Raw genomic sequence first — 9,235 nt, 5'->3', positions numbered from 1 at the left:
GGGGAAAGGGGAAAGGGGAAAGGGGAAAGGTTAAAGGGGAAAGGTTAAAGGGGAAAGGTTAAAGGGGAAAGGGGAAAGGAGGAAGGAGGAAGGGGAAAGGGGAAAGGGGAAAGGTTAAAGGGGAAAGGGATAGATTTTTCCTGTACCCTTTACCCGAACTGTATTGAGTCAGCACTGGAGCGATCGCAACCAGATTTAGTTACCAAGCTAGAATTTAAGATGATGATTGTTGCATTAGGAAAGACAATGCACCGCAGAATTTTGCAATTCTAAGACAAATAGTTATGAGAAGGATGGGAATACTGAGAAACAAACTCAGTATTAATCAAAAATCCATGACTCCTGCTCACTTAAAAGCATATTTGAATAATCTAATCAGTAAAAACTTGCAAATTAGTACGATGATTTGGGGGTCGGCTGGTATTGGAAAGTCGAGCATCGTCAAGCAGATAGCTCAAGAGTATGAGATTGAGTTTACAGATGTACGCCTCAGCCAACTTGCGCCAACTGATTTGCGTGGTTTACCAGTTGCTGAAAATGAAATATCTAAATGGTATCCGCCAGAATTTTTACCTCGCAGTGGGAAGGGTATTTTATTTTTAGATGAACTAAATATGGCACCGCCAGCAATGCAAGGAGTAGCTCAACAGTTGATTTTAGATAGAAAGGTTGGCTCTTATGTTGTCCCATCCGATTGGTTTGTTTGGGCTGCTGGTAACCGCAAAGAAGACCGCGCAGCTGTGTTTGATATGCCTGCACCTTTAGCAAACAGGTTTTTACATTTGGAAGTGCAAGCTGATTTTGATAGCTTTAAAGCCTATGCCTTAGAAAAGGGTATACACGAGCAAATTATTGCCTTTATTTCCTTTCGCCCCACATTATTGCACAAAATCGACCCCCAGCAACCTGCTTGGCCTTCGCCTCGTTCTTGGGAAATGGCAAGTGCGCTACACCAAGCAGAATTAGATATTACACCAGCAGTGGGAGTGGCTACTGCAAGTGAGTTTCAAGCTTTTACCGACCTTTACAAGACCTTACCGAATCTGAAGTTGATTTTAGCAGGTCAAGGCGATCGCATTCCCTGGCCACAGGAACCAAGTGCTAAATATGCCACAGCTATCGGTTTAACATTACGTGCAGCCGACGCTAACCAAGCCTACAATGCTTTTCTTTGGCTCAGTCAAGTTGCTACCGCCGAATGGGTGCAATTGTTTGCTGTAGATTTATTTCGAGTCATGCGGAGTAAAGGACAACTGGGTGTTTTGGCTCAATTAGTTCAGAAAGATGCGAAATTACAGCAATTTCTCCAAGATTTTCAGCAACTAGTGGGTTTGTGAGCCGATATAACAGATGAATCATCAAAATAGCTCCCGAATTATCAGTGCTGCGGTGCTGCGTTTGCGGATGAAGTCGCCGTTTTTTGCCACTCTAGCCTTGTTTGCGCGCTTCCTCCCTTCAGTGCAAATACCAACTGCTGCTACTGACGGTAAAGATATATTTTTTAATCCAGAGTATCTGCTGGCTTTACCCACCCCGCAACAAGATGGACTGTTACTACATGAAGTGTTACACGCTGCCCTGTTGCATGTAACCCGTCGGGGTGTGCGGGAAGCTGAACTGTGGAATATTGCCGCAGATATAGTAGTCAACGGCATTATTAGCCAACAGAGTGTATTTGAATTGCCTCCAGGGGGATTGCGAGAACCTAAAATAGAAAATTTGAGTGTTGAAGAAATTTATGAATTGCTATTAAAAGATACTCATAAAACCGTAAAACTACGGTATCCTGACTTGCTGAATGCAGCCCCTAGTGATGCCTCATCAGCCACAACTCCAGATGAGACGAACAATGTCAGCCACAATCATAGCCCCTCAAACCCTGGAAAAGCGGCCGATAGTCTCTCAGCCGCCAAAAATGCCGCCTTGGCAGCCCACTGGCGCAATGCTTTACAACAAGCTGCGATCGTTGCCCGCACCACGAATCAAGGTTTACTACCAGCCGGCATAGAACGGGAATTAGGAGCATTAAGCACCGCGCAAATTGATTGGCGTAGTTACCTGTGGCGTTATCTAGTGCAGACACCTACAGACTTTGCTGGCTTCGACCGTCGCTTTATTGGGCGAAAACTGTATCTGGAAACTCTGCAAGCAGAAAATGTGGAGGTATATGTAGCTGTTGATACTAGTGGCTCCGTTGACCATCAGCAATTGTCAATGTTTTTGGGTGAAGTACAGGGAATTTTAAGTGCTTATCCTCATTTAAAATGCCAGCTTTATTACGTTGATGCTGAAGCTTACGGCCCCTACGAACTCAATCTCAATCTCACTCTGCCAAAACCCCAAGGTGGCGGAGGTACATCATTTGTACCGTTTTTTGAGAAAGTCGCAGCCAGTTGGGATGGACAAACTCAAAGCGTGTGTATTTATTTAACGGATGGTTACGGTACTTTCCCCGATAAAGTGCCGCAATTACCTGTGTTGTGGGTGGTGACTCCTGGTGGTTTGACTTTAGAGGAGTTTCCCTTTGGGGAAGCAGTGCGATTATTATCGGTTTGAAAAATGCCTATGATTGTGATGTTCGTCGCAATTGCCACACACGAATGCTCTTTTTGTTGCTACTACCTAACAATTTGCCGTCTGGACTAAATTTTAAATTGATTACTTCTTGTCCATCGCTTTTGAAACTATGGATTTTTTCCATTGTCTGCAAATCCCAGAGTCTAATAGTACTGTCTCTATTGACACTAGCTAAAATTGGCTCTAAAGGGCTGAAAGCTAGAGCTTGAATACTAGAATAATCTTGCAAAGTTTTGATTTCACAATTGGTTTGCAAATCCCACAGCTTAATTGTTTTATCATCAGCTCCACTGGCAAGCATTCTGTCATCTGGGCTAAAAACGATTTGCTTTATCCAGTTAGAATCATGTGTAAAACGATAAATCATTTTGTTTGTTTTTACATCCCACAGGGCAATTTCCCCCTGACCTGTAGCCGCTAGCATACTTCCAGTAGAATTGAGTGCTAAGGGAAAACCATAATCACCATCTAAATTTACAACCCCATTATCTTCACCAGTTTGTAAATTCCATAATTGAACAGGTTGCTTGTAATAGCATCTTGCCAGTACTTTTCCATCTGCGCTCAGGGTAACATCAGAGCCAAAAGACCAACGTCCACCGCCAAAGTTCCACCTTTCTGGGTCGATTTCACCGGGTGCAGCCCTTCTTTCTCCAAAAGAAGCATAAAAATCGCTGCTAATTAATCCTGGATTGGATTGATGATTTGCTTGGGTAAACATAATAGTAGGATAGTTCTCACGTTGCGATCGCAAGCAACTATATGTTTCCTTCCCCTCTGCAATTCGCCACAGTTTAAAATCTTCAGCACTTTTGCTGGCTAGGGTCTGACTATCAGGGCTAAAAGCCAAAGATTGTACTGCTGCTTTGTGTCCGGTCAGTAGACAAATTCGTTTACCAGTTTGTCTATCTAGCAGTTCTATCTGACCGTCTACATCTGGCGCACTTCGGGCGGTGAGTTGCCCATCTGGGCTATGTGCTTGAGTCAGGATACCACTAGAATAACCCTTTAATGTTCTTGTTTCATGACCAACGTCAAAGACCTCAAAGGGTTCTCCTGTACCCATCATGGCTACACCTTGGGATTTGCCATCAAATACAAAAGAAGCATTAAATACAAAAGAAGTATAATTGGCAGAGTGATTTTTGAGATGTTGAATTAACTCCCCTGTGAAGGGGTTCCATAGTTTCAACTCATTCACATATAAACTCTCACAGATAGTTTTTCCATCTGCACTGAAAACGACTGAAACAACTGGTTCTGATTGCAAATCTATTTGATTAACTTGTTCCCCTGTGTTGGTATTAACTAAGATAATTTTCTCATTCCAGTCAGTATATGCCAGCATCTCACTATCAGGGCTAAAGGCAAAAGATGAACCCCATACCTTTAGTTCTAAATGTAGAGATTGTTCAATGATTTTATCGAGTTCCCCCAAAATTGCTAATTCTAAGTTTGCCTGCGTTGCTTGAGGAATTTCTGCTCCTCGTAGGTCGGCTTGTGTCAAAATTGCGTCTTCTAAATTAGCTTGAGATAAGTCTGCTTTTTGCAAGTTTGCATTCGTCAAATTTGCTGCTTGTAATTGGCTTCCCGATAAATAGGCTTTTTGTAGGCTGGCTTTTTGTAGTTGCGCTTTTCGTAGTCTAACTCCCGTCAAATTAGCTCGATCTAAAACACATTGTTGTAAATTAGCTGCTGTTAATTCAGTATGCACTAATTGAGTTTTTTCGAGGTTGGCTTGTACTAATTGCACACGGGGCATATAAGCATAAGTAAGATTGGCTCCTACCAAAATTGCACCAGTTAAATTAGCTGCATCTAGCTTGGCTTCATTCAGATTCGCCTCACTCAAATTAGCGGCACTCAAATCAGCACCTTGGAAATCAACTCTGGCTAAATTAGCTCCTCTCAAGTCTTGTTGACTCAAATTTGCCCAACTGAGATTAGCTCGATACAAATCAGCTTGTTTGATTACTGCCTGCCGTAAATCACTACCATTGAGATGGGCATATCTTAAGTTGGTTTGAGTGAGGTTTGCACCGCGTAAATCTGCTGTTTGTAAATTGGCTTCACTGAGATTTGTACCACAGAGGTTAGCATTTTTGAGGTTAGCTTGTTCTAGATTAATTCCGGTTAAATTGGCTTGACTCAGGTCAGCATTTTCAAGGTTGACTTTTGCAAAATCACGCTCACCTCGTTGATAGGCTGCTAGCAATTCCTGTGCGCCACCAATTTCTCGTAGTTGTTTTAATTCTGTCGTCTGGTTGGTTGTTACTTGTTTTTCTGGCAGCATAATTATAGATTTTTGATGGTGGATTTACACAGATTTTTAGAAAATATAGAAAGTTAGTAGAACCGGTAAAATAATTAAATATTTGTTTTGAAATAAGGACTAAAGTCCTTACTACGAACTCAATTTTAGTCTTTTTGTATTAATTAACATGGTTGTTTTTTTACTTGTGTTACTTAATTCTTAAGAAAAAATATCGAATGGATGGCATTTTTTTAAGTTTGAGAGAGATTTTGCAATCTATCTTTTGCTGTGGCTCGCACTAGTTGATTACTATCTTGTGCCAGTTTGATGATAATTTGTTGAGTGGCTGCGGGATTTTGAGCTACAGCTAATCGTTCTAACCATGAAATAGCAAGGCTTTTTTCTTGTAATAAATCCTGGGAAATCTGCGGTTGTTGTAAGGCAATATAGTTAACTAAAGGAAACTGAGACTGAGCATAATGATTCAGTGTTAAAGTTAGGCTATCAGGATGACGAGATAGGAAATCAGGATTCAGTTTTAAGAAATCTGTTGCATATTCGCCGCAAAGAATACGCTCTATAGCCTGTTTTGACAAACTAGGATTGAGCATTGCTTTTTCACGCACTTGGTCTGATTTACTATTGGCTAGTAGTTCTAAAGTCTCAGATGACAGGTTTTTTTGTGCAATGTGTACCAAAACCTCATATTTCTTATCGTTGCTGAGTTGTTCCAGGATAGTAATTGGTGTATTGGGGTTTTGGGCTACTGCTTCACGAACTTTTGTTTCTGGTGCTTGAGCGAGTTTTTCTAAGCTACTGGCGGGGGCGTTGATGTTTTGCGCTACGGCTTCCCGTACTTTCTCTTCAGTTGCGTCAGCTAGCTGTGCTAATAAATCAGCAGGTAAGTCAAAGCGTCGAGCCAGAAAAATACGCGCCGCTTCTCCTCCATCCTGTGCTAATCGCTGCAAAATGGTTTCTAGGGGACTGGTGCTTTCTTCTGCTAGGATATCTAAAATACTGTCTTTCTCAGGATATTGACCATTTTTTTTAGTTGACATTTGATAAGCGATCGCACCATTTACACAAGCATCTCTAGCTAATTGCTTAAATAAAAGTCTGATTGGTGTATGAGGATTTCGCGCAACTTCTCTGCAAACATTAGAAGATTCATCATCAGCCAAATTTTCTAAAATACTGACTGGTGCATTAGGATTCCTCGCAACACATTCCCGCATCTCCCTATGCACACTTTGGGAAAATTCTAAGAGTATTTCTGGTGGTGTATTTGGGTGTTCACAGACAGTCCGGGGATCTTTTTGTAGTAACTTTTCTAGAACATGGGCGGGAGTTTTGGGATTTTTTCTGACTGTTTGAGTAATATATTCTCCTTGTTTTTCTCTGATTACCTCAGTAGCAGCATTAGCAACGTGCATATCTGTATCGTTTACCAATTCTTTCACCACAGCTAAGGGTGTATTGGGATGTTGAGCGACTTGAATCCGAACTGTTTGGTCTGGATTTTGACTCAAACTCTCTAAAATATCACTAGGTATATTGGGATTCCTAGTGATTATTTTTAATAGCCCTAAATCCTGTTCCCTTGCTAATTGTCGTAAAGTTTCTACGGGGGTATTTGGATTTTGAACTGCTCCCACCTTTGTGTAACCATCAGGATGATAAGCTAATTGCTGAAGAATACTAGGAAAGGTAGCAGTTGAATAAGCGATTTTTCTACATAAGCGATCCCGATAATGAGAATCTTTTACCCAATATTCGACTATAAATTCTGGAATAGGACAAATCTGAGCTAGAACAGTGAAACTGGTAGTATGAACTTGACTAGTAGCAATAATCCCTTGAATTACTTGTGTGATTTTTTCCTCATATTTTTGTGTTAATTCTCCAGCATAAGTAATATGTAAACGAGCAGCATCTACAACTTGGGAATGTCGGCTTTGGGCTAACCGATTTAATACACCTTTTGAAGTTTGGACATTTTTAACTAATGCTAATTGCACTTCCAAATCTGCCTTGTCTGCTGCTTGTTCTAAAATATATATAGGAACATTTTCTAGCCTGAGAATACTTCGCAAGGTAGGTAAGGGAATTTCTGCAACTAGATTAGGATTTTCTAATAACAGCAATGGAAATATTAGATTACTCAAAAATTCGGAGGGAAATTCTGCTCCTAATTTTAAAAGTACATCAGGTGGTGTGTTGGGATTACTAGCAACTGCTTGACGAGTTTTTTGGTCTGTAAATAATGCTAATTCACGCAATATTTCAGGTTCGGTACTAGAATCTGCTGCTATTAATTCCGCCTGTGTTAAGTTGTTTGTTAGAGCAATAATATTATCCATTAAGTATCTCAATTTGTATAGTTAATCGGCAATCAACTACGAATTGTTCTAGAAAAAGAACAATTGTTGTCGCACATGAACGGGGGTATTCGGATGAGTGGCGATCGCTTTTAAACCATCCATCGTATTTGGATGCTGTATTTGGTTGATTTTTAAATAAAGCTTTTCCAGCCCTTCTGAGGGTGTATTGCGGTTTTTAGCGAGACTGATGAGAAAATGAATGTCTACACTAGACGGAGCTTTATAGTCGGTAAGTGCAAGCAGAATACTTGGTGGGGTGTTTGGAGATGATGCGATCGCTTTGAATACATCATAGGAATTCATCGGTAACAAATTTTCTAACACTTTTGGAGTGATGTCAGAACGTTTCACTAATTCAACTGCATCTCTTACATAAAACTGCACATTTGATATCGAGACTAGCTGACATTGCTTAACCAAGGATTCTGCATAAAATTCTAAAACTGTAGAGTTTGCATTGCGATTTTTTGAGGCTTTGAGTGTTATATCTTTATCTTTATCCTGGGCGAGTTTTTCTAAAATCTTTGCAGGGGTTGAAGGATGGGAAGCAACCAATAGTCGGACAGAGGCTCGTTTATCGCTGGCTAACTGCTCTAGCAACTCAATTGATGTTCCTGGTTTTCCCTCCATAAAATTGATGATAGCGATCGCAGTTTTGGAAACATTTGGATGATTCTTAACCATCTCACGAATTTCTTTTTCATTTTCTCCTGCTAGTTTTTCTAGTATTTCGATTGGTGCTTGAGGATTTCGAGCCAGTGCTTTGTGCATCGAAAAGTTTCTCCAATCTGCAAACTTAGTTAGCAGAGATGACGGTGCTTTCGGGTTCTCGGCGATCGCCATTTTGACAGAGGTGCTTCCAGTGTCGGCTAGTTGATGCAATAATGATTCAGAAGTGTTGGGATTGCGAGCGATCGCAATGAATAGGCGATCGAAATCAGATTCATCAGCATTTTCGTCATCGTAGAAAAGAGGCGGTTCTTCCACAAGTTGTTCGAGGATGTCAAGCGGTGTCTTGGGATTTCCCGCTACAGCACAAAGAATTTCCTCATCCTCAATCTTTGATAACCTAACGATTACGTCTTCACTAGTTGTTGTGCTACGCGCTAAAGACAGCCTAACGAAATGACTTTCAGGATTTTCTAGCAGCAAAAGATTAAAAATCGGGTTTGCAATTATCGCCTCTGGAAACTCTTTACCTAATTTGAGCAGTGTTTTAGTTGATGTATTCGGATTTCTAGCTACAGCCTCACGAATTTCTATTCGAGGATGTGAAGACAGCTTTTCAAGTATCGAAGTTGATGTATCCTCAGCCGAGGCGATCGCAAAATCTTTGTCATCAAGCATAGCAAGAAATCAGATTTTAGGTATGAGATATAGTATTAGCTTTCCCAAAATCTCAAAAGAATTTTAATTTCATGGTTATAAGTAAGTACAAGAGTAAGCTAAATCACACCATCACCCCTTACCTTCCACCAGAAACCTTTATAGCAATCCTATTTTAGTTGTGAAAAATTTCAGTAGTGGTCGTTGACTGTTGACCGTTGACTGTCAACAGTAGCAAGATTCCACAAATGCAGGACTTACGCAAAAATAACGTAATTGGGTCATTACGAGCGATAGCGTACTCCTACACAGAAGCAAGCTACGCACAGCGTCTCGTAGAGAAGTAATCCCCCCTGACGCTGGGATTGCTTCCCTACACTCCGTTACGGTCGCAATGACAATATCGGCGTTGCGTAAGTCCTAAAATGATTTAGGACTGCTATATATCGCACGAAGCGACACAAATTAATTGATATTTTGACTATATTTTGACTATTGCGATCTGTGCGGTGATATGTGGGGCGGACAGTTGGGTAGCAATTGAATCTCGATACATATATTTTTATATAGGACTCCTATTTGATTTTTGAACAAGATTCAGTACACATCTATACCCTTCTTTTCTGTTCCCTGTTCCCTATTCCCTGTTCCCTACCTACGCAGATAATTTCAGGAATCAAATCGGATTACTATATAG

The 9,235-nt window shown here is 40.8% G+C and carries 5 protein-coding genes and 1 pseudogene; 3 read left to right on the top strand and 3 right to left on the bottom strand.

All coding sequences use genetic code 11. The annotated features are described in order from the left end of the window. Positions 1–335: 335 nt before the first annotated feature. Together VF06_RS38240 and VF06_RS38235 are read left to right on the top strand one after the other, a co-directional pair. The gene (locus VF06_RS38240; protein ID WP_099072659.1) at positions 336–1,337 is read left to right on the top strand and encodes an ATP-binding protein; all 1,002 of its coding nucleotides are present in this window, start codon (positions 336–338) and stop codon (positions 1,335–1,337) included. 13 nt (positions 1,338–1,350) lie between these two features. Continuing rightward, positions 1,351–2,556, top strand: coding sequence for a vWA domain-containing protein (locus VF06_RS38235; protein WP_099072654.1), 1,206 nt, complete (start codon positions 1,351–1,353; stop codon positions 2,554–2,556). A 7-nt stretch (positions 2,557–2,563) separates the two neighbouring features. On the opposite strand, the gene VF06_RS38230 is transcribed toward VF06_RS38235, so the two are convergent. The 3 genes from VF06_RS38230 to VF06_RS38220 all read right to left on the bottom strand — a co-directional run bounded on the left by VF06_RS38230 (position 2,564) and on the right by VF06_RS38220 (position 8,559). Beyond that, positions 2,564–4,870 carry a WD40 repeat domain-containing protein gene (locus VF06_RS38230; RefSeq protein ID WP_099072655.1) on the bottom strand — a complete coding sequence of 769 codons (2,307 nt, stop codon included), beginning with the start codon at positions 4,868–4,870 and terminating at the stop codon, positions 2,564–2,566. 212 nt (positions 4,871–5,082) lie between these two features. Next, complete coding sequence (locus VF06_RS38225) at positions 5,083–7,191, bottom strand: hypothetical protein (protein ID WP_099072656.1); 2,109 nt, start codon at positions 7,189–7,191, stop codon at positions 5,083–5,085. A gap of 48 nt (positions 7,192–7,239) precedes the next feature. Then, positions 7,240–8,559: a hypothetical protein gene (locus VF06_RS38220; RefSeq protein ID WP_099072657.1), complete on the bottom strand. Its 1,320-nt coding sequence runs from the start codon at positions 8,557–8,559 to the stop codon at positions 7,240–7,242. A 420-nt stretch (positions 8,560–8,979) separates the two neighbouring features. Here VF06_RS38220 and VF06_RS40020 point away from each other — a divergent pair. Then, positions 8,980–9,083 (top strand): annotated as a pseudogene (locus VF06_RS40020) (transposase family protein); the annotation flags it as partial. Between the last annotated feature and the right edge of the window lie 152 nt (positions 9,084–9,235).

Source organism: Nostoc linckia z4, from assembly GCF_002608075.1.
GTDB lineage: Bacteria > Cyanobacteriota > Cyanobacteriia > Cyanobacteriales > Nostocaceae > Nostoc > Nostoc linckia.
Note: the sequence above shows the minus strand (reverse complement) of the source record. Positions and strands in the feature narration are given on the sequence as shown.

Excerpts from the sequence above, each read along its gene's own strand:
- VF06_RS38240 (WP_099072659.1), top strand. The coding sequence starts at position 336 with ATGACTCCTGCTCACTTAAAAGCATATTTGAATAATCTAATCAGTAAA.
- VF06_RS38235 (WP_099072654.1), top strand. The coding sequence starts at position 1,351 with ATGAATCATCAAAATAGCTCCCGAATTATCAGTGCTGCGGTGCTGCGT.
- VF06_RS38230 (WP_099072655.1), bottom strand. The coding sequence starts at position 4,870 with ATGCTGCCAGAAAAACAAGTAACAACCAACCAGACGACAGAATTAAAA.
- VF06_RS38225 (WP_099072656.1), bottom strand. The coding sequence starts at position 7,191 with ATGGATAATATTATTGCTCTAACAAACAACTTAACACAGGCGGAATTA.
- VF06_RS38220 (WP_099072657.1), bottom strand. The coding sequence starts at position 8,559 with ATGCTTGATGACAAAGATTTTGCGATCGCCTCGGCTGAGGATACATCA.